General features: G+C 43.6%; 8 protein-coding genes. All 8 read left to right on the top strand.

Translation table 11 applies throughout. The annotated features are described in order from the left end of the window. Positions 1–43: 43 nt before the first annotated feature. The 8 genes from tehB (at position 44) to rtxA (ending at position 23,207) form a co-directional block, all read left to right on the top strand. Positions 44–622: a tellurite resistance methyltransferase TehB gene (tehB, locus tag A923_RS0118695; RefSeq protein ID WP_017223222.1), complete on the top strand. Its 579-nt coding sequence runs from the start codon at positions 44–46 to the stop codon at positions 620–622. Positions 623–1,070: 448 nt separating this feature from the next. Then, positions 1,071–1,388 (top strand): hypothetical protein, encoded by a 318-nt coding sequence (locus A923_RS0118700; protein ID WP_017223223.1) that lies wholly within the window; start codon positions 1,071–1,073, stop codon positions 1,386–1,388. Between the two features lie 434 nt (positions 1,389–1,822). Continuing rightward, a complete protein-coding gene (locus A923_RS0118710; protein ID WP_017223225.1) occupies positions 1,823–3,958 on the top strand; it encodes a peptidase domain-containing ABC transporter in 2,136 nt (711 codons plus the stop codon). Then, entirely contained in the window at positions 3,958–5,343 is a 1,386-nt protein-coding gene (locus tag A923_RS0118715; RefSeq protein ID WP_017223226.1) for an HlyD family type I secretion periplasmic adaptor subunit, read from the top strand. Before A923_RS0118710 ends, A923_RS0118715 begins: the two co-directional genes overlap by 1 nt. Then, positions 5,343–7,541, top strand: coding sequence for a type I secretion system permease/ATPase (locus tag A923_RS0118720; protein WP_017223227.1), 2,199 nt, complete (start codon positions 5,343–5,345; stop codon positions 7,539–7,541). The genes A923_RS0118715 and A923_RS0118720 overlap by 1 nt, the downstream gene beginning before the upstream one ends. An 84-nt stretch (positions 7,542–7,625) precedes the next feature. Then, on the top strand, positions 7,626–7,970 hold the full coding sequence (gene rtxH, locus A923_RS0118725) for a protein RtxH (RefSeq protein ID WP_017223228.1): 345 nt from the start codon (positions 7,626–7,628) through the stop codon (positions 7,968–7,970). 17 nt (positions 7,971–7,987) lie between these two features. After that, positions 7,988–8,449 carry an RTX toxin-activating lysine-acyltransferase RtxC gene (gene rtxC, locus A923_RS0118730; RefSeq protein WP_017223229.1) on the top strand — a complete coding sequence of 154 codons (462 nt, stop codon included), beginning with the start codon at positions 7,988–7,990 and terminating at the stop codon, positions 8,447–8,449. Positions 8,450–8,471: 22 nt separating this feature from the next. Next, on the top strand, positions 8,472–23,207 hold the full coding sequence (gene rtxA, locus A923_RS0118735) for an MARTX multifunctional-autoprocessing repeats-in-toxin holotoxin RtxA (RefSeq protein WP_017223230.1): 14,736 nt from the start codon (positions 8,472–8,474) through the stop codon (positions 23,205–23,207). The last annotated feature ends 99 nt before the right edge of the window (positions 23,208–23,306 follow it).

A 23,306-nucleotide genomic window follows, 5' to 3' on the forward strand; every position in this document is an offset into this window, starting at 1 on the left:
TAGTAAGATAATAACCCTCATTAAACAAATTAAAGTGGTTACCATGACAATCGATCTAAATAGTCGTTACGGCTTAAATCCTGCACATAGTGAAGTAGTAGAAGCGTGTAAAGTTATTGAGCCGTGCGATACATTAGATATGGGCTGTTCAAATGGGCGTAATGCCTTGTATCTCGGCCAACTTGGATTTAACGTCAATGCCATCGATATAAATGCTGGTGCTATTGATACGCTGCAAAGCATTATTGATCAAGAAAAGATCACTAACATTAAGACTCAGGTGCTCGACATTAACAGTGCCAACCTTGGTGCAGGCAATGTTAACCACTATGGTTTTATCTCATGTACCGTAACCCTCATGTTTATTAACCCTGCCAATGTTGACGCTATCATTGCTGATATGCATAAGCGTACTCTGCCCGGCGGTTATAACCTGATTGTTTGCGCCATGAGCACGGAACAAAATCCATGCCCAGTGCCGTTTCCTTTTACCCTACAAACGGAACAGTTACGTGAAGCTTATGCAGGGTGGAAGCTGATTAAGTACAATGAAGATGTTGGTACTATGCACAATGGCGCTAAATTGCAGTTTGCGACCATGTTGGCGCGTAAACCTAGCTAAAAAATAAGACATTAATTGTTACAGTCTATTCTGTAGATAAATCAGTAGCATCCTATAAATATGTCGATGTAAGCTAGAACACTTCTAAAAAAAGACCTCAACACTGAGGTCTTTTAGTTTTCAGATTTAAGCAGATGTATCTTCCCCATAGCGACTTATATCGGGTATTTATAAAACGTTGAAAGTTATCATTTAATCGAATTTGCCTTCGGCGTTACAAAACGTTACAAAGCGATACAAAAAGTCAGTAATTATTATCTCGTTCATGTCAGTTAGCTTCTGTATAAGCGCTCCCACCTCAATAAACCGTGATACAAACACCTGATTTCTATAATTGTAGTGTGCAAATCGATCGATTAGCGGACGGGTTGTCACCACTAAGTATTTTATAGAATATTAGCTCAACAATACTCCGTGGTAGGTTGTCAAAAAATAAAAGGAAGAAACAATGATAATCTTTACTACTGAATCAACTGATTTAATTTTTAATATTCTAAAACAAACAAACGATTTCGAAAATGCAGAGATCTTTTTTGATGACAGTAAAACACTAAGAAAAGTGACTAACTTTGAATCCATAACAGAACTTTTTGAATGCAATGGAACCTTAGAAGAGCATGTTACAAAGTATCTACTGACATTAAGCGACAATGTAAAACTAACCATAAGAACAGATGGAAAATCAATGTCTGTTGATAACATCAATATTGAAACTAAACGAAAAGATTATGGTATCAATATCGCAGCGTCTAAATACATGTTTTAACTAACGCAAACCGAATCTGGGATTCAGAGTTGTGGTCAATTAGATGGCAACAATAACTTCTCCATTAATGATACACGCCAGTTCTTCAACACTTGCAGTGCATAATTTGAGTCGCTACCTTCCGCACTACCCATAAATAAGTGACGATAAATTTTAAAATTAAAACCTAATAAAAACATATAGTTCAAATATTGAGCGTTACTTGGGCGGCACATCTACGAAGTGTGATTTAAATCACACTTACGTGACTGGGTGTCATACTTATCAATGGGATATGTAGCTGAAAAGAGATCTTTACGATACTTTACGCGCCCTTGCAGTATTTTATTAAACTTTATTGTTTTTTATTAATGTTTATCGGTATTTACGTTTAATTGTAATTATTTTTAGTTTTGTAATGGTTTATAGACATTCAGTGGGCGAATATTAATTTTATGCAAAATCTTACCTGTAGCGACCTTAATTCATCTGTGAAATATACAACGACAGCTTCGGCACTAGCATGCTCAGCATTGTTGTTGCAGTTGTCGGGAGCGAAGGCAAAGCCCTGTGAAAAATTTGATGATCGCTTATCTCTTAAAAAAATCATTAAGCAGTTTGCTAAAACCAACGATGTTAATTTAGGCGTTTCCAAATTAAAGCTAGCCAAAATATCAGCAAAAATGTTGCCTTTGGCTTTTAAGAATCGTGATGGTTTATATGTGGTGCTGGCGAAAATATCTGCTGACCAGGCTTTAATTCAGTCTCCAGAAGCTTCTGGCCCGACATTGTTAAGTATCGATGAATTACAGGCTCAGTGGGGAGGTGTGGTGATCACGTTACAAGGAGAAGCTCTGCGTTTCGATATATCTTGGTTCATTCCTGAGTTTGTCCGCCACCGTAAGTTACTTGCCGAAGTCCTGCTATTTTCATTGATGTTACAGTTACTCGCTTTAGCAACGCCGCTATTTTTTCAAGTCGTTATGGATAAGGTGCTCGTCCATAACGCTTTATCTACTCTTGACGTGCTGGTGGTGGTGCTGGTTATTGTTGGTATTTTTGAAGTTGTGTTGAAGGGGATGCGAGAATACTTGTTTGCGCATACCTCTAACCGTATTGATATCGAGCTGGGCATTAAGTTGTTTCGTCATCTGCTTGGCCTACCGCTCCTTTATTTCAAACATCGCCAAGTCGGCGCGATTATTACCCGAGTGCAGGAACTTGACAGTATTCGTGACTTTTTGACTGGTTCGATGCTTACCCTTTGCGTCGATGTTATGTTTACCTTTGTGTTCTTCGGTGTCATGGCTTGGTTATCGCCGCTATTGACCTGCATTGTGCTAGCAAGTCTGCCTTTTTATTTTGTACTGGCCTGGCTAAGTACCCGCCCTTTGCAAGAACGTATTGAACGCCAGTTTCAGACTTCGGCGATGAATACTTCATTCTTAAATGAGTCGGTCAGCGGTGTTGAGACGATCAAAAGCTTAGCGGTAGAGCCGAGTATGCAGCGACGTTGGGAATCGCAAACACAAGAAATGGTCGACGCTGGCTTTCAGACGCAGACATTAAACGGGGTGATCAGCCATATTGTCACCTTGTTGCAGAAAGTCACGGGGGTGGCAGTTATCTGGGTTGGGGCAAATGAAGTGATGTCATTAGAGCTGACTATTGGTCAGTTGATTGCATTTAATATGATGACCTCGCATGTTAGCCAACCGATCGCCAAGCTGGTTGAACTTTGGCAACAATTTATACAGACCCGCGTTGCTGTCGACAAGTTGGGGGACATGCTGAACCTGCCTGTAGAGCAGGACCAGGGCACTGAAGTCCCGACTGCTGTACTTTGTGGTGACTTACAGATGCAGAATATTTCATTTAAATATCAACCTAATCTTGACCCTGTACTGTGTGATATCAATCTCCATATCCAAGCGGGTGAAAGCTTAGGTATTGTTGGTCCCTCGGGCTCTGGGAAGTCGACGTTAACACGTCTGTTGCAGAAGCTTTATACCCCACAAAGCGGCAGTATTCTCATCGATGGTATACCGCTGCACAGTCTAGCGCCAGATTACCTGCGCAGCCAAATAGGTGTTGTGTTACAGGACAATTACTTGTTCAACCGTAGCGTGCGTAACAACATCGCGATAAAAGATCCCAGTGCTTGTTTAGAAGACGTAGTCGCTGCTGCGAAGTTAGCTGGCGCGCATGACTTCATTTTACAACTTCCACTTGGTTACGACACTATTTTAGCGGAAGCCGGAAGTTCATTATCAGGTGGACAGCGACAGCGAGTCGCCATTGCTCGCGCGTTAATGGCCAATCCTAAAATTCTAATTTTTGATGAAGCAACGAGTGCGCTTGACGATCAGTCGCAGGCGATCATTCAGGAGAATATGCAAGCAATATCCCGCAGTCGAACCGTTATTATTGTCGCTCATCGGTTATCAACAGTACGCCATTGCGACCGCATCATAACCCTAGAAAAAGGTCATATTACTGAATCTGGTAGTCATCAACAGTTATTAGCGCTGCAGGGATGTTATGCCCGTTTATGGCGCTTACAGCAAGAATTACGTAAGGAAACAGACTGATGTTTATCAAACACTTAAGAACAATTCGTCAAGCGTTGAAAGCACAGCGTAATGAGGCCGCAGATATTAAGCGCTCTCGTGATGAATATGAGTTTCAACCTGGCTATTTAGAAATTGTAGAACGTCCGCCAGCACCTTGGACACGACGTACGGCGTTATTATTGACCTTGCTTCTGCTGTTGACTCTGTTTTGGTCGGTGATCGGTAGGTTAGATATCCATGCTAGTGCTGCTGGTCGTTTATTGGTGTCCAGCCATTCTAAAGTGATCCAGTCAATTGAACCGGGAGAGGTTGTTGCTATTAATGTCCGTGATGGTCAGCAGGTCAAAAAAGGCGATGTGTTGATTGAACTGAATCCTATTGGTATTCAAGCGGGGATCCAGGAGATCCAAGAACAGTTAAATTTTAAAAAACTAGAGCAAGCCCGTTTGCAGGCGTTGTTGAGTGACGATCCGTTAAATAGCTTTGTTGTGCCAACAGGCATTAGCCCACTACAAGTAAGTGTTGCGCGTGCGCATTTACGCAGTGAATGGGCAGAAATCGAAGCCAATGTAGAGAGTATCAACGGTGAGATGAAGGTTAATTTAGCCAATCAACATGCGCGTAAAAAAGACATCATAGGCTTGGGTGAATTGGCTGAAAATATTGACAACCGTTTAGATGCTCAGCGTACCTTAGCAAAAAACAATTTGATCCCACGGGTGGTATTGCTGGAACAAGAAAAAGAAAAGTTAGAAATAGATCGCTCGCTATCGCAGCAATACACCGGGATTGATGTTCTTCAAGCTGAATATAGCAGCAAACAGGAACAGCGTAACGGTTATTTGGCGAAAGTCCGTCGTGAGTATTATGACAAGCTTAATCAGGTGCAAGCTTCAATTGCGGTAATGAGACAACAATTGATTAAATTACAGGAAAAATTCCGCCTGCAAAGTCTGCTCGCCCCGGTTAGCGGTGTTATACAGCAGTTGGCTGTGCACACTCTCGGTGGTGTTGTAGAGGCTGCTAAGCCGTTGATGATTATCGTGCCTGATGATGCAGTATTAGAAATTGAAGTGAAGATCCTCAACAAGGATGTCGGGTTTGTGCATAGCGGACAAAATGTTGAAATTAAGGTCGACTCTTTCCCTTATACACGGTACGGGACCATCGCTGGCAAGGTGGCGTATGTGTCTAGAGATTCCGTGAAGGATGAGAAACTTGGTTTAGTTTTTCCAGCACGCGTAAGGATCGCACAGCGCACTATGCTAGTTGAAGATAAAGAGGTGCCGCTGCAGGCAGGAATGAGTGTTAATGCCGAGATCCGTACTGGTGATAGACGAGTGATTGACTACCTGCTTAGTCCTTTGCAGCAGTATCAGTCTGAAGCGATGAAGGAACGATAATGGCTGCTATCGAAACATTGGCACCTGTACAAGATACACCTGTAGAAGATACATCTTCACAAAATACATCTGCGAAAAATATGCCTGCTAACGATGCTGTCGAAGATCCCGGTCTGGTTGCGCTAAGCAGAGCTGCTGGTCACTTTAAATTATCTGTGGATGTTGGGCAATTGACGCATCAACTGGGACGTAGGGAAGGGGTCGCCGACAGTATCGATTTATGTCGTTGTGCACTTTGGCTGGGATTACGCGCTCGTCAAACTGACTCTACTATAGACCGACTATCTGCATTACCTTTGCCAGCATTAATGCTGACAACGCAAGGTTGGATGGTATTGGAACGGGTTGAGGGGGACACGCTTACGGTATTTATACCGGGCCAAGCTGATCGTTGTGAATATTCACGGCAGGAGTTCAACGAGTTCTGGCGGGGAGAGTTAATACTGCTGGCGGAAGCGTTGGATATTCCTAAAAAAACAAAATTTGGTTTTGCTTGGTTTGTGCCATCTATTCGTAAGCATGCCTCGCAGTTCCGCTATGTGCTGTTGGTGTCTTTGATGCTGCAGTTGATAGCCTTGGTGACGCCGTTATTGTTTCAAAATGTTATCGATAAAGTGCTGGTCAGCCGTAGCCTATCCAGTTTACAGGTGCTCGGAATTGCGATGCTGGTACTGGCAGTGTTTGAACCTGTTTACGGTTTTCTTCGTGCTTGGCTGTTTGCCAATCTAGCCAGTAAGACTAATTCTGAATTATCCAGTCGCCTTTACCAGCATCTGATTACTTTACCGCTTAATTATTTTCAGCAACGTCAGACAGGTGAAATTATTGCACGAGTTCGGGAAATGAGTCAAATCCGTCAGTTTTTAACGGGTTCCGCATTGAGCATGGTATTGGATTTAGCCTTTGTTGGACTGTTTTTAGCTGTCATGTTTACCTATGCCGCTAAGCTAACTTGGCTCGTTATCGGCTCTTTGGTGCTGTATTTTATTTTTTGGCTGCTTGTCGGGCCGGCACTTCGCGCTAGGGTGACAAGAGAATATGAATTAAGTGCAGATAATACCGCCTTTTTGATTGAATCGGTTACCGGTATTGAAACCATCAAAACGACGGCTACCGAATCGACTTTTTCACGCCAATGGGAGCGTCAATTAGCCAGTTTCGTACGCGCTTCTTTTCGCGCCAAAGTGATCGGAATATTGGCGGGGCAAGGAATTGGCTTGATTCAAAAATTGACCTCGGCATTAGTGTTGTGGTGGGGCGTTACGCTAGTGATGCAAGGCTTGTTAACGCCTGGAGAACTTGTTGCATTCAATATGTTGGCAGGCAATGTGACACAGCCGATCCTACGCCTTGCCCAGATCTGGCAGGACTTTCAACATACTTTGATTTCACTGCGCCGTATTGGTGACATTCTTGATGAAGATACGGAGCAAGGCAGTGGCGGTCTAGCATCTGTACCTAAGCTGGCTGGTGGTGTGAGCTTCAGTGGCGTGCGATTTCGTTATCATGCTGACGGTCAGGAAGTGTTACGCAACCTTAATCTTGATATTAAACCCGGTGAGTTTATCGGCATTACCGGACCCTCGGGTTCTGGTAAGTCAACGCTGACCCGATTGTTGCAACGTCTCTATATTCCTCAGCACGGACAGGTGCTGGTTGATGGTATCGATTTAGCGATTGCCGATCCCGTGGCACTGCGCCGTAATATGAGCGTGGTGTTACAAGAGAGCCTGCTTTTTTCCGGCACTATTGCTGAAAACATCCGCCTTTGCTGTCCCTTAGCCAGCGATGCACAAGTTCTGCAGGCTGCCACACTGGCTGGCGCCGATGAGTTTATTCGCGAACAGCCAGAAGGCTTTGACGCACAAGTAGGGGAAAAAGGCGGTCGTTTATCTGGAGGCCAACGTCAACGGGTTGCACTGGCTCGAGCGCTACTTACAAATCCTGGTATTTTACTGCTTGATGAAGCAACTAGCGCTTTAGATTACGAGTCTGAAGCTGCGGTGATGGCAAATATGGACGCTATTTCCCAAGGGCGTACCGTGATCAGTATTGCTCACCGTCTGAATACACTGCGCTATGCGGATCGAATACTGGTAATAGATAAAGGAGAGATAGTGGAGCAAGGAACGCACCAACAGCTACTTGACCTAGATGGCACCTACGCCAACCTGTGGAATCTGCAAGTAGCATCGTAGCCTTTTATAGGCTGTAAGTATGCCAACGACTTACTTCGAAAAGTAGTCGGCGGTAATTTTTAATTTTAAAAAGAGAGTAAATTTATGACTGAGAACTTCGTACAAACAGTATCAAGTGTTAATTACAATAAAGGTATTTTTTCATTGTATTTCGTTGGACAGAATCAACAAAATATGTCCAATGGTGTGATGGCTGAGAATGATACTGATCTGGAATTGAAACAAGTGGTACATATGCCAGCTTCTGGCTTTATGTATATGGTTTCTATGGTTAAAAACATGCTTGAGGATCCGCGTATGGCAGCTGAATTTGACAAGCTAGTTGCGGCTGGTTTTTTACCCTCAGAGCCGACGCAAGAACAACCTGCTTCTAAACCTGTAACCGTGTCAGCAGCACCAAAAAAGCCAACTGCGCGCAGCAAAAAATAACATTAAGGGGTTGATATATGAAGATTAACTATCAACCAGCAAAGCTTGATTATTCAAAAATACAGTCAATGATTGGTGGGGTGATGGTACTTAGCCAGCACTCTCCTTTGCACCGCTTTTACGTTGTAGCTGAATGGCAACAACGTATTATGCCGGCTTTTGAATTGAATCAATTTTGCTATTACGAAGATGACCAAGGCTGCCCAATTGCTTTTTGTAATTGGGCGTTTTTATCTGAGAAAAATAGAGATGAGCTACTTTCTGGTTCAAGAGAGCTTTTGCCTTCGGATTGGAATTCTGGCGAGCATATCTATATCCCAGAAATGATTGCGCCATTCGGTCATGGACGCAAGATTATAAACGATCTTCGTCGTCGTGTGTTCTTGCCGTGGAAAGGACAAAAAGTGTGTACTGTCCGCGGTAAGTTAGATACACAAACCAATCTCTGCACTCGAAGTGTGCAGTGGTTTTCTATTTAAATAAACATTAAAGAGATTTGCTATGGGTAAACCATTTTGGAGAAGTGTTGAGTACTTCTTTACGGGAAATTATTCTGCTGATGATGGTAACAATAACATTGTTGCGATTGGATTTGGCGGAGAAATAAAGGCTTATGGGGGCGATGATACTATCACTGTTGGTTCTATCGGAGCCACAGTGTATACGGGTAGCGGCAATGATAACGTATATGCGGGCGCTGCTTACCTAAAAGTTGAAGACAGTACAGGTAATCTAGGTGTTTATGGTGCAGCAGGCTATGCAGACATAAATAAAAATGGCGATGGTAACGTTTCTTTTGCGGGAGCCGCTGGTGGGGTATCTATTGACCATACCGGTAATCATGGCGATGTTAAGTATGGTGGTATTGCCGCTTATAATGGTCTGACTCGTAAGGGCTTGAGCGGTAATGTCACATTTGAGGGGGCTGGTGGTTATAACAGTCTTTGGCATGAAACTAATCAAGGTAATCTGTATTTCGCGGGCGCTGGTGCCGGTAATAAGCTGGACCGTACCTGGTTCAATCGTTATCAAGGCTCTCGCGGTGATGTTAGTTTTAATGGGGTTGGTGCTGCAAATAGTATCAGCTCGCGAGTAGAAACCGGTAATATTTCTTTTAAAGGTGCAGGTGCCGATAACCATCTAGTTCGTAAAGGCAAGGTGGGGGATATTACTTTACAAGGTGCTGGTGCATCGAACCGTATTGAGCGTACTCGTCAAGCTGATGATGTCTACAGTGAAACCCGAGGTGACATTCGCTTTGAAGGGGTCGGTGGTTACAACAGTATTTATTCAGATGTCGCTCACGGTAATATCAATTTCTCAGGTGCTGGTGCATATAATGAGATTACCCGTAAAGGCGTTAAAAATGATTTCGCAGGTGAAGGCTTAGAAAATGCTAACGCCGATGAAATTGTACTAACGAGTGCAGATTTAGGGGGTAGCTGGATCCAACAAAGCCAAGCCGTAAGCGGTGTTAAATCAACGACAGAGGCTAACACCTATCTGTTTGCTTTTGCAGATTCGACGTATACCAAAATTAGTAAAGTTAGATTGCATAATGACCCGATTACCGGAAAGCTCGGCTACTACGCAACGTCTTGGTATAAAGGGGGCAATCACTTAACAAATTTAGCAGATCAACAAATTTCATCTGCGAACGGTTTTGTGAACCTTAATATTAACGGTGCTTATACGCTTTCTAAGCTGAAAGTTGAACATCAGCAATCGGTAACCGTTCACGCGATAGAAAAAAATCTGACGGAATACGAATGGATCACTTACGGAGGTGGTACTTCGATTGATGCAGCTGATGTTACCTTGTCTGATAGTAAAATGGGTGGCCCCTCTATTTCTACTGTTGGTACGAAGATTGATGTACAGGCCGTTAAGTCCAACAGTAAAGCAAATACTTATATTTATGCTTCATTACAGGGTCCATACACCAAAATAGTGGTAGTAGAGCTGGCTAATGATCCAAAGAGCGGAGAACTAAAATACCGAGCAATACCTTGGTATAAATCCGGCGACTATACGGCGAACCTTGCGAACGAAGATATCTCTGCGGGTAATGGCTATAGACATGCTGGATATTCGCTCAGCGATCTGCAGTACCGTGTTGATTCTATGAGGGTTACTTCCGATCAAATCGCTGATATGGAGGAGTATAGTGAAAAACCATTGATTGAAGCTTCGACAGACAGTGGTGAGAGTTCTGGAGATGTACGCTTTATTGGCGCAGGTGGCGGTAATGTCATCAAGTCTAATGTGACGCGTGGCAACGTGTATTTTGACGGTGCAGGTATTGCCAATGTGATAACCCACAGCTCTGACTTCGGTAATACCGAATTTAATGGTGTCGGTGCGGCAAATGTGATTGTTAAGAGCGGCCAACAAGGCGATCTAACGTTTCATGGTGCAGGTCTAGGTAATGTACTCGTCCATCAAAGTAAACAAGGTAAGATGGATGTTTGGGCTGGCGGTTTAGTCAATGTGCTGGTTCGTGTTGGCGATGGTGAATATCTAGTTCATTTACTTGCTTACGGTAATATTTCTGTACAGCAAGGCAATGGCGATAGCCGAGTCGTTATGTTCGGTGGTTATAATACGCATACGCAAATCGGTAATGGCAGCGGAACATGGGTTGCAGCTGGTGGTTTTAATGTGATGACCCAAGTAGGCGATGGTGATATTACCTCTGTTTTAGTTGGTGGTGCTAATGTACTTACTAAAATTGGGGATGGTGATTTGACTTCCGGTATGATCGGTGGCGCTAACATCATTACTCACATTAGTGGCGATGAGCAATCCTCTGATACAACTTCAGTTGCGCTTGGCGGCTTAAATGTGTTGACCAAAAAAGGTAAGGGTAATGCACTTGCGGTTATGGCTGGAGGAGGTAATGTTCTGACCCATATCGGTGATGGCAGCACTACTGGTGTAATGATTGGTGGCGCTAACGTTTTGACTAAAGTTGGTGACGGTAATACTACCGGGATCATGCTTGGTCTGGGTAACGTATTAACCCATATCGGTAATGGTCAGACTCTTGGCGTGATGGGCGCAGTTGGTAATGTATTTACTAAAGTGGGTGATGGAACCGCCATTGCCGCTATGGTCGGTGCTGCCAATATCTTTACGCATGTCGGTGAAGGTGATTCTTGGGCACTGATGGGTGGTTTGGGTAATGTATTTACCAAAATAGGCGATGGTAATGCACTAGCGCTGATGATCGCAGAAGTGAATGTGTTTACTCACATTGGTAACGGCACTACCGTTGCGCTGATGTTAGCTAAAGGCAATATTGCGACTAAAGTTGGTAATGGTATGACCATGGCAGCGATGGTGGGCAATGCCAACATTTTCACTCATGTTGGTGACGGTGATACATTTGCAGCTATGATTGGCCAGGCCAATATTTTGACCAAGGTGGGTAATGACTTAACCGCAGCGTTGATGGTAGGTCAGGCTAATATTTACACCCATGTCGGCGATGGCACGAGTATCGGCATTTTAGCTGGTGAAGCGAATATTATGACCAAAGTGGGTGATGGTACGACGCTTGCTGCGATGTTTGGTAAAGCCAATATCATGACTCATGTAGGTGATGGTCTGAGCGGCGTTCTTGCACTTGGTCAAGCAAATATCGTTACTAAAGTGGGTGACGGCTTTATGGGGGTAGTTGCTGCTGCTAAGGCGAATGTGGTAACGCATGTCGGCGATGGTACTACAGCTGCTCTAATGCTTGGTGAAGGGAATATCTTAACCAAAGTCGGTGATGGTACGACAGTTGGTCTACTGATTTCTAAGATCGGTAACATCATGACCCACGTTGGTGATGGTATGACCATTGGCGTTGCGAAAGGCAAGGCCAACATCATTACTAAAGTCGGTGATGGACTTGGCGTTAATGTAGCCTGGGGCGAGGCAAATATACTGACGCATGTTGGTGATGGCGATCGCTATAACTTTGCCAAAGGTAAAGCCAATATCATTACCAAAGTGGGTAACGGACAAGAGGTTTCTGTTGTTCATGGTAAAGCCAATATTATTACTCATGTCGGTAATGGTGATGATTACACTGGTGCTTGGGGCGAAGCGAATATTATCACCAAAATCGGTGACGGGCGTAATGTTGTCTTAGCTAAAGGTAAAGCTAATATTGTTACGCAAATTGGTGATGGTGACAGCTTCAATGCCTTATGGAGTAAAGGTAATATTGTTACCAAAGTGGGTGACGGTATGCAAGTCACAGCGGCGAAAGGCAAGGCGAATATCGTTACGACTATTGGTAATGGCTTAAGCGTAACGGCAACCTATGGTGATTTGAATATCAATACCAAAGTCGGTGATGGTATTTCTGTCAATGTTGCTTGGGGTAAATACAACATCAACACTAAAGTGGGTGATGGCCTCAATGTTGCGGTGATGAAAGGTAAAGCTAATGCGAATATTCAAGTCGGTGACGGTTTAGGTATTAATGCCTCTTATGCCCAAAATAATGTTGCCATTAAAATTGGTAACGGCGATTTCTATAGCTTGTCTGTAGCATCAAGTAATACTAAGAGTAATAAACTGTCTTCGCTATTCGATAATATCAAACAGACGGTATTAGGCATGGCTGGCAGCCAGGGCATCAATTTCTTGGTGCAGGGTGATGATGCTTCGACATCGGCTTCCCGTAAAGGCCGCGGAGCAATTGCTACTCCGGAGATAACTAAACTCAATGGCTTCCAAATGGAAGAAATTGCAGAGGTTGGCAGTGAACTTGGTGATAGCATGTCAGGCGGTGTTACAGATGTCGAAACGCCAGATGTTGCGGCGATGAAAAGCGAATTAAATGTCGACGAAGATGCGCAATCAACAGAAAATCCAAACTTGATCGCTAACGGAGACTTTGAACAAGGTGCTCAAGGTTGGCTGTCGACCAATGGTATTGAAGCGTCGTATTCAGGCAGTGTTTACGGTGTCGATAATGCAGGCCACGGTGCAATTGTTAATGAACTTGCCACCAACGTTAATACCACTATTTATCAAGACATTCAAAGTTTGGAAAGTGGCGAAGTACTTTCACTGAGTTTTGATTTCGTTCAACGCGCAGGCCTTTCTGCTGGACATGGTATGCAGGTACTATGGAATGGCAGCATAGTATTCTCAGCCTCTGGTGATGAAAGTACCTGGCAGCAGCAAACATTGCAACTGACGGCTCAGATCGGTAATAACAGAATCGAATTTAAAGGCACAGGCGAAAGTAATGGCCTTGGCTATATTTTGGATAACGTGGTTGCGAAATCAGAGAAGATAGCGGCAACGAGTGCAGTCAGTGACAACGCACAGCAAAATAAAGCCGCAGCGAATGCCCAGAATGACAAAGAAAAAGCGGAAGCCAATGCGCAACGTTTACAGCAAGAAAAAGATCAACAATTAGCGGCTGTATCCGGTTCTCAAAAGCAGCTCGAAGCGACCGATCAAAACGCATTGAAAACCAATGGTCAAACAGAACGTGAAGCGCTTGCCGTAGAACAACGAGACATAACCAAAGAACTGACAGATCTGACCCAAGGGCTTGATGCGCTTGATGGTCAAGATAATTACCAAGGTGAATCCGGTGATAGTTGGAGAGATAACTTTGCTGGTGGAATTTTAGATAACGTCCAAAGCAAACTTGATGATGCCAAGTCGAATTCAAATGAGCAGCTTGATAAAGCGGCTCAGCAAAATATACAAAATCAGCAAGATACACAAGCTGCTGTAGCTAAGTCTGAATCGGGTGTCGCTAAAGGTGAAGAAAACCAAGCTAATGCAAAGCATGACATTAATGATGCTAAAGCCAATGCCAATTCACGACAAAATGAAGCTTTAGTTAACCAGCAAGACGCGCTGCAGGCTAAAACGAACGCCAATGCTGACAGTAATCAAGCGCAGCAACGCGGAGAACAAGATAGTTCAGCCGCGCAAAATAAATCTTCGCAAGCCCAAGCTGATGCGAAAGGTACAAAGCAAGATGAAGATGACAAACCGGATCGTAATGGCGCTTCAGGAAGCGGTCTTTCTGGTAAAGCATATGAAGCGCAAGCTGCGGCTGAAAATACAAGTCATGTTGACGCGCATTCTGAAGTTGCTGCTGATGGGCGATATAGTGAAGGCTTGACGGAGCAAGAGTTAGAAGCGTTGGAGGGTGCTAAGGAAGCTGTTAACCGCCTACAAATTAATACTGGTATTCGCCCGAATAATACCGGTTCCGCAGTGACGGAGATGTTTACTCATACTGGTAGTCGTGATGTTACGGCGGAAACCGTAGTGGGTGATAGAGGCCACATAACACGCGAGACAATTGATTACGCAAAAGTTAATCTCGATGGTCTTAGCGGTGAACAAGATCGCCAGCGTTTACAGCAATCAAGATCTAAGGCTGTGCCTGAGTTTAATAGCCATTTTGATACAACTTCAATCGGTATTGAAAATGAGTTGTCCGGCTTAGTTGTTGTTTTACCGAAAAATTCAACACAGAAATTCGGCTACGTACATGACGCTGAAGGTAACCCTCTATTTATGTTAACTAAAGACATGAATCAGGGCGGTTATAGTAATCCGGCGGGCATCTCAGATATTAAAGATGTCAGCAATTGGCAGACTCATACCATTGAGTTAGTGACTTACCCAAGCGAAACGAGTGATAAAAAAGCGGTTGAAAGTCGTAAAGAGGCAATGCTTTGGTTAGCGAAAGAATTTACTAGCCATATTAACGATTCAAACCACAAGAGCTTGTCTAACATTGTCAGTCAAGATAACCGTTTTACATTGGTTATTTCGAACTCTAATCATTTGGTTGCTGCTGGTAATGGTACTGCTTTGGAAGCTCATGGCCAAACTATTGGTATGACTCCTAGCGGGCAGCAAGCGACAATGGCAGTGAATGCTAAAGCGTTTGGTATGAGTTCATCACCTGAATTGAAGCTTCTGGAATCAGCTAGTTGGTATCAGTCGCGCTTACAAGATGAGTTCTCTGAGATTGCTAATAATGTGACCCTAGATGACCCGATGACAGCAAAAAATGTGTTTGCTTATCTAACCTCAATCTATTCAAAGACCGCTGATTTAGCAAAAGAGTATGGACTTTATATTAACGATTGGGACCCAGTAGCGGAAGGATTTACGCCTAATGCACAGGGACTGACGGATCCTAAAGTTAAAAATGCATGGGAAATACTGCCTAGAACCAGACCTGCGAAAATGTTGGATCTTCTTAGTAAGCAAGATTCAATGTATGTTAGACAGCAGATTTCAGCAAAGTTAAAGTCGACTCATTCTGACACCCTTGCAAAGAATGTTTTTGAGTACTTTCAGTATGGTGGTGAGGTTGCAGGACACGCTATTAATAATGCCACAACCGGCAGCGCTCAATCTCCAGAACCAGCGATCTTATTTGAATTTCGTGCCGTACCAAATGAGTTAAGTGACTATGTTCCAAAGACTCAATCAACGGCAAAACTTGACGTGAAAGTGCTTGATCAGTTTGATTCGATCAACCGAAGAGCCATTATTGCAAAGGTCAACGAATTGGTTAACGGCAATGACGACTTCGATATCTGGTATCAAGCCTATCGTGAGAGTGAAGGTCTACCACCAGTGAAGAATCCTCAGCGTAGTGCTTCAGCTAATCACAAGGCTGAGTGGGTAAGGTCACAAGTTCCGGAACAGTGGACAATCATAACAACACAACATGTCAGTGATGACGCTCATTCGAAAGCGGGCGTGCCTCTGGGTACAACGACTATGCCCACAGAAGAATTGGAATCTCTGGGTTCAGGAGGTAATAAAGAGGTTACACTCGATACTGAAAGCGTGTCGCAAGATAAACCTAAAACAGAGCTGATGTCTGTAGCGGATCTGCTTGAGGCGGCTTACGTCAAGGGCAAAATCCGAGGTGAGAGTTACCAAAAAGTGATTGATGCACTTGCTCATTACCATGCGGATTCAGGCGAAAACGTCGATTCTGAACTGGATGCGATGGTTAATCTGCGTCAACAAGTTGAAGGCTATTTGCTAGGGCATCCTGATTCAGGACGAGTGCCAGCTCTTAACGTGCTGTTATCTCAGGTGAGTCAAAACATTGAAGTGGATGATAACACTGTCTATCAGGATGCATTCAGCAAGGTCTATGCTCAACTTGATAATGCCAATGTTAACGATAGCAAACACCTGTATATAGATGTTAATGGTGGCTTTGTTACCAAGGGTAAAGAAAACATTACTGATGCTGAAAAGCTTGCAAGTGGTAAATTAGCGGCAGATAAGCTTAAAGTTACGGTTGCTAAGGAATATGGTCAGGCTGTTGCTGATGCTGTCTTCAATGATTTGCACAAAAATGATCTTGCTAAAGATAGTAAGGGTGTTGATGTCGCAGGACTGAAAAAAATTCACCGTGCTATTGAACAACAAATATCTCCAGTTAGCGCAACTCTATTTATCTGGAAGCCGAGTGATCACAGTTCTCTTGGTCATGCAGCAATGCAGATCGGACAAGGCCGGGTTCAAGTAGATGCGCAAGATGCTCCTGATTTTAATCAGAAAAACTATGTGAGCTGGTGGCCGCTGGGCAGCAAGTCTTCGAAGATTAGCGATATTTTCAATATAGCCACATCTGAACACCCAGACCTGAAAATTCGTAAGAGTGATTTTAGTCAACCAGCACACCAAAACGACACTCTTGAGCATGACATGGTGTCTGAAGAAAATGATAACTTCGGTATGGAAGATGGAGATCGCAAACTCGAACGTTTTATAGAAAAACTGAATATTGCTAAAGGCATTGATGCCCAGTTTAAGGATATCTCTGAAGCATTTACGATGGTTGCCTTGATGAACCCTGATATGTTGGAGACATCTGGTATTCCAGAGCATGTTTCTCGACGGTTTGTCGATGAGTGGAATGATACTAGTTATGACATGATGGACGTAGCTAAACGTTTTGCTGAGGAACTGCAAAAACAAGCTCAAGCAAGCAGTGATACGGTATTAATGGAAAAACGTATTGGCAATGTGGTCCGCCAGTTTGCTGATCGTGCACTAGAAGATATTAATAACTTTAAAACTCAAGAAGCTGATTTGGGACGCGTATTCCGAATTAATTTAGAGGGTTTGGACGTTGCGGCAATGCAGGCTGAATGGAATACGATCAGCAATGACCCAGATACCCGCTATCAACTGCTGACCAAGAACTGTTCAACTACTGTTGCAAAAGTGCTGAAAGCCGGTGGCGCGGATAAGTTGATTGGTCATACTTGGACGCCGAATGTTGGTGTCTGGACGCCAACAGCGCTGTTTAATTACGGTCAGGCGCTGCAGGAAGCTCAACTGGAAATCGCAACGAAGAAGCAAAGTCGTCACTCTATTGATGATGTTGACACGTTGTCCGGTAAAGATAAGGTGCTGGAATCCGTCGTCATGGAAAATGATGGGAAACCACCACGCGAGAAAGCATCACTTAGTCCGCTGACTCGTTTCTTAAATAATGAATTGTACGGAAGTAAAGATGCTCGCCAAAAAATTGGCGACATCACCCAAACCTTGCTTGATAACGCCGTAACTGATGGGAAATCAGACAAGGTGACGCTGAAAGGTGAGTCAGGCCGATTGAGTGGTTATTATCATCATGGCAACACGCTTGAAGATACCGTGCAGGCTCAAGATACTTCTCAGAAGGTGGTTTTGTTTGTACATGGTTCGGGTTCTTCAGCTGAAGAGCAGGCGAGTGCAGTCCGTCAGCATTATCAGAAGCAAGGCATTGATATTCTGGCTGTTAATATGCGTGGCTACGGTGCAAGTGATGGTGGCCCTAATGAAAAAGGCCTTTACCAAGACGCTCGTACGATGTTCAGCTATCTGGTTAATGACAAAGGTATCGATCCCAGTAATATCATTATTCATGGTTACTCGCTCGGTGGACCGATTGCGGCTGATTTAGCTCGTTTTGCAGCACAGAATAATCAGGCTGTTTCCGGCTTGTTACTAGATCGTCCAATGCCAAGCATGACGAAGGCGATCACGGCACATGAGGTGGTAAACCCCGCGGGTATCGTCGGAGCATTGTCTAAAATAGTTAATGGTCAGTTTTCGGTAGAGAAGAACCTAAAAGGTTTACCGAAAGAGACGCCGATCATGTTGCTAACGGATAATGAAGGCTTGGGTAACGAAGGTGAAAAACTACGTGCCAAGCTTGCTGCGGATGGTTATCAGATATCAGGTGAAAACACCTTCTACGGACATGAAGCAAGTAATCGCTTGATGAGTCAGTATGCTAAGGAAATTGTATCTGGTTTGTTCGATGCTAAACCTCAAACAGTAGTAGAACTTGAGTCATTAGGTAATAAAGCTAAGCAGTCTGCTGATTTATCAGAAGTATTCACAAAGGATCAGCTTAAGAAAAATGCCAAGGTATTTGCTAAACCTATCGGTGTGTCTTACCAGAGAATTCTGGATCAAGTTGGTCTTGTGCATAGTACTACGGGCCGTGACCAAATTGCGGCTAGTTTTGAACTGAATAAACAAATTGACGCTTATGTTGAAGCGAATCCGGCATCAGGCCGAAATCAAGCATTTAATCAGCTGAAAGGGCAGATAACGAATGCGTTATTTAACGGTGATATACAGGTGGCTAAAGAGGGTATCAGCGAAATCGCTCAGACTCGTCCTGAGCTTGCAGCGCGTATCTATATCATTGCTCAAGAAGAAGCAAACGGTAAAAATTTGGGACTGACGGACTTGATGGTTCGTTGGGCGAAGGAAGACCCGTATTTGTCTGCTAAAAATGGCTATCAGGGTGATATACCATCTGATCTTGGCTTTGAAGCAAAATTCCATGTTGAACTTGGTTCTCAGTATGCTGATTTTAAGCAGACTCTAGAGAAAGCACAAGTTGAAGGTCTACTCACTAAAGCTGTTATTGATGAGAGCACAAAGACGGTGCACTTGGGTTACACCTATCAAGAACTGCAAGATCAGACTGGTACTGAATCGGTACAAATGGCTGCTTACTTCCTGAAGGAAGCGGCTAAAAAATCCGATCCGACATCAGCAGACTCTGCTGAAATGATCTTATTAAATAAGTTTGCGGATAAAAATTATATCACTGAACTTGAACGTCAGCGTATTGATCAAATCGAATCAATTTATCGCAGTAGCCATGATACTGATATTGCAGGTTGGGATAAGCGTTATTCTGGTACCGCTTTGAATGAGTTAAACAGTCAGCTTGGAGCTGCAACCAGTGTGGAAGCACAACTAGCACTGTTGTTGGAAAAACGTAATGGCCTGTTGATTGGCGAAAGCCATGGTAGCGACGTCAATGGTTTACGTTTTGTCAACGAGCAGATGGATGCCCTTAAAGCACAAGGGGTTTCTGTTATTGGCCTAGAGCATTTACGTGCGGATCTTGCTCAGCCATTAATTGATAGTTACCTGTCAAGTGGTGATATGTCTTCTGAGCTACGCATAATGCTGAAAACTAAGCATCTTGATATCTCGTTATTTGAAAATGCGCGTGCGAAAGGGTTGCGTATTGTTGCACTTGATGCAAACAGTACTACTCGTCCGACTATCCAAGGTACAGAACATGGTTTGATGTATCGTGCTGGTGCGGCTAATAATGTTGCTGTAGAAACGCTTTCAGGTTTACCGGCTGGTGAGAAATTCGTCGCTATCTACGGTAATGCTCATTTGCAATCGCATAAAGGTATTGAAGGTTTTGTTCCTGGTATTACACACCGTCTTGATTTACCTGGTTTGAAGATCAGTGAGACGAACCAGTTCAAAGCGCAGGCTGACGATTTAAGTCAGCGTGTTATTTATGGTGATGTACTCAATAAAGCTAAAATTGAATTTACCAACAGTCTGAATTCAGATGATGGTAAGGTGCAAAAAAATAATGTTGAAAGTTGGGATAAAGTTACCGTAACACCACAGAATGACGGTGGTGATACTCGCTTTGATGGTCAACTTATTATTCAGACGGAAAACGATCCGGCAGCTGCAAAAGCGGCAGCTAACCTAGCAGGTAAACACCCTGATTCAAGCGTTGTTGTGCAGCTTGATGCTGACGGTAAGTATCGTGTTGTTTATGGTGACCCGTCAAAACTAGCGGGCAAACTACGCTGGCAAATTGTCGGCCATGGCCGAGACGCGAGTGACAATAATAATACGCGATTAAGCGGTTATAGCGCAACTGAGCTGGCTGCTAACCTGGTCCAGTTTAATGAGGACTTTAGTCAGGCTAAAAATATCAACAGCAAACCTGAATATATCAGTATTGTCGGTTGTTCGTTGATTAGTACTGATAAGCAGAAAGGCTTCGCTAAAACATTTATTACTGCGATGGCGGAAAGCGACATTCGTACTGATGTTTCTGCGCGCAGTAGTGAAGTTGCTATTGATGCAACTGGCCATAAACATACCCGTGATGCAGATGAGCAGTGGACGAAGAAATTGGTCGACAACAAAGTTGTTCTTAGCTGGAATGATCAGGGGGACGTGACTGTTCGCGAAGAAGCTGTGCGTAACACTATTGCTGAAGGTGATATTGATCTTAGCCGCATCGGTTTAAGTGAAAACGATGGCGTGACTCGTGGTGCGATTGCCGATAATGATGATGTCTTTACTGCGCCAGAAAAACGCAAAGATAAAGTTGAAACGAGTAGTTCGGATAAATCGGATAACAAAGTGAGTTACTCGGGCAATATTCAAGTGAACGTCGGTGATGGAGAGTTTACAGCGCTCAACTGGGGCACATCAAACGTGGGCATTAAAGTCGGTACTGGTGGTTTCAAGTCGCTGGCCTTTGGTGATAATAATGTGATGGTGCATATCGGTAACGGTGACAGCAAACATAGCGTTGATATGGGTGGCTATCAAGCACTGGAAGGTGCACAAATGTTTATCGGTAACCGTAACGTGAGCTTCAATATGGGGCGCAGTAATGATTTGATCGTGATGATGGACAAGTCAATTCCAACTCCGCCATTGGTTAATCCTTTTGATGGTGCAGCGCGTATTTCAGGTGTACTTCAGAGTATTTCTGCATCAGGGAAAGATCAGGATTGGTTGGCCGCTCAGGACAGTCAATGGACATTAGCGGGTGTGAGTAAATACGTTAAAGATATGTCAGGTCTGGACCAAACCAGCAGTGTTGATTATACAACTTTAGTTAATCTGGATTCTCAGCACGAACGTAGTAGCCGTGGTCTGAAAAGTGATACTGAAGCAACATTGAACAAGAAGTATAACGAATGGTTAGGCGGTAATAAGAGTTCAGACAGTAGTAAGATGAGCCGTTCAGATAAGCTCCGTCAGAAAAATGAAGAGCTGGCATTTAACTTAGCTGTAGGTGGCAGAGGCGCTGATATTCAAGTAACGACTGGTAACTGGAACTTTATGTTCGGTGATAATATTCAGTCCATTCTCGATACTAACCTCGGTTCGTTATTCGGCCTGATGACTCAGCAGTTCTCGGCAACAGGAAAAGCGGGAACAACCTTCACTTATAACCCTCAAGACTTACCTCGTCAGTTACAAAATAAGCTGTTGGGTAAACTTGCTGGCGTCGGTGCTGATACTACATTGGCTGATATTTTTGCGGTTGATTATACTGCTGATGGTCAAATAGTTGCACGTAATGGCGAGGCTGTAGATGGCGTCGCTATACTGACTGAAATGGTGGAAGTGGTTGCTGAATTTGGTGGCGAACAACTGAAATCATTCATTGATCCGTCGACATTGTTAGATAGCTTGAAATCAAGCTTAGATATGGGTAAGGATGGCCTCAACTCGTTTGTTGAAAGTCATGGTTTAAAAGACAAAGCACCGGAAGAACTGGAAAATAAAGCAACGGTCAGTGTTAATGCTGAAACAGATTCTCAGGCTAAAGCTGTAACAACAGATGAAGTTGCAGGGAAAGAAGAGCGTCCGTTTGGATTCAATACGCTTAATTTACCTAACTTATTTGCCACTATTTTTAGTGCAGATAAACAGTCTGAAATGAAATCTCTGGTGACCAATCTGAAAGGTAACCTGACTGCAGATCTGCTTAATATGAAGGAAGCAACGTTTGATTTCCTTCGTAATAGCGGACATCTGCAAGGTGATGGTGATGTCAATGTATCTCTGGGTAATTATAATTTCAACTGGGGTGGCGACGGTAAAGATCTCGGCGCTTATCTCGGTGACAATAATAATTTCTGGGGTGGTCGCGGTGATGATGTTTATTACGCAACTGGTACGTCAAATATTTTCACTGGTGGTGAAGGTAATGATATGGGCGTGCTAATGGGCCGTGAAAATATGATGTTCGGTGGTGATGGTGATGATACAGCTGTTGTTGCTGGCCGTATTAATCATGTGTTTATGGGAGATGGTAATGACCAAGCCTTTGTCTTCGGCGAAGGTGGCACAATTGAATCCGGCTCAGGCCAAGATTATGTTGTAACATCAGGTAATTATAATTCTGTACAGGCTGGTGATGGTCAAGACTATGTGGTCACGATTGGTAATAATAATCAGATCGACTTAGGTAATGGTGATGACTTCTCGAACGTGTTCGGTAATTATAATAAGATTGACGGTAAAGCTGGCAACGATGTTATCAAATTGATGGGTTACCATGCCGTGATCGACGCGGGAGCTGATGATGATCACTTAATCGCAGCATCTGTCTCGAAATACAGTGAGATCGATGGTGGCGAAGGTAATGATCTACTCGTTCTTGGTGGTTATAGTAATAACTTCCAAGGTGGCACCGGAATTGACAGCTTCATGGTCAATGTTAATGTAATCGACAATCAGGTTACAGACATTTCTGCAGATGATTTCATTGTCTTTAATAACGTGAACTGGAGTGATTTGTGGCTGCAGCGCAGCGGTGAGGATTTACAGATCAAGATAAACCGTAAGGCTGATTATACTTCGGCACAGGCTAAATTTGAAAGCCTCGGCTTGGTTACCTTCACTGACTACTTCGCGGATAACCGAGCTAAATTAGTGATCAGCATGGATGCCAAGCAAGAATCAGGGGAACGTGATTATACTGCGTTGTCGAATGGTGCTGTAGATAATTTAGTACAGGCCATGAGTGGTTTTGAACCATCAGCTGGTGATGCTGGGTTTATGGACCAATTAGATAACGGTGCAAAACACAACATTGCGTTAGCGTGGGGTAATGTGAATAAAGGGACTGGCCATATAGCGTAACTTTATATTATTAGCAGTGTAATTTATTGCGCTGCTAAGCATCAAATTTTTTAAATATTATACAGAGACATCCCCATTTTTGAGGTTGTCTCTTTTTTA

The organism is Moritella dasanensis ArB 0140 (genome assembly GCF_000276805.1).
Taxonomy (GTDB): domain Bacteria; phylum Pseudomonadota; class Gammaproteobacteria; order Enterobacterales; family Moritellaceae; genus Moritella; species Moritella dasanensis.